Here is an 856-nt window from a genome sequence, read left to right on the forward strand (position 1 = left end):
CATCATTACGGCGGGTGCTGCGCAATCCAATCATTGTCGCCAAACGGCAGCTGCTGCGGCAAGCTTGGGTCTTGAATGTCATTTAGTATTAGGCGGAGAGGAGCCTGAGCAAGTCAGTGGCAATCTATTATTGGATAAAATATTTGGTTGTCATATTCATTGGGCAGGAGCCAACCGCAAAGGTGAAGACATTCCTCAAATCGTTGAGCAATTAACCAAAGCGGATAAAAACGTTTATGTGGTGCCTTATGGTGGCTCAAGCGAGCTCGGTGCTCTAGCATTTGTAGAAGCTTTTAAAGAGCTAGAGTTGCAGCGTGAAAGTATAAACGAGACATTCACTCATATCGTCTTTGCATCCAGCTCTGGTGGCACACAAGCAGGCTTAATGCTTGGAAACAAGATTTTTAACTCGCCCTATCAGATAGTAGGCATCAACATTGATAAGGGCGAAACCGATAAAGTGCCGTTTGATCAATATACTGTCGCACTTGCTAACAGTACAGCAAAACTCATCAATGCAGATTATAAGTTTTCAGAGTCCGATTTGATGCTTAATTCTGATTATGTTGGCGAGGGTTATGGGGTGGTTGGCAAACTCGAAAATGAAGCTATTGAGATGATGGCGCAAACAGAAGGAATATTGTTAGATCCGGTTTATACGGGTCGTGCGATGGGTGGTCTCATAGACATGATTCGTACGGGCCAAATCAAGAAAACGGATCGTGTTTTGTTTTGGCATACGGGCGGTGCGCCTGCTTTATTTGCCTACTCAAGTGATTTGGATGTCACTCAGAAACGCTAACATGAGTGACGTTTAAAACATCCAAAAAAAGAGCTACCCAAGATTATGCTTATA

At 43.7% G+C, this 856-nt stretch carries 1 protein-coding gene; it reads left to right on the top strand.

Going from position 1 to position 856, the window contains the following annotated elements; genetic code table 11:
• Nucleotides 1-802 (top strand): D-cysteine desulfhydrase family protein (locus ACS8FD_RS18515; RefSeq protein WP_439276921.1); only part of this gene is annotated, 802 nt, incomplete at its 5' end.
• Nucleotides 803-856: the final 54 nt, after the last annotated feature.

The organism is Psychrobacter sp. 1U2 (genome assembly GCF_051847575.1).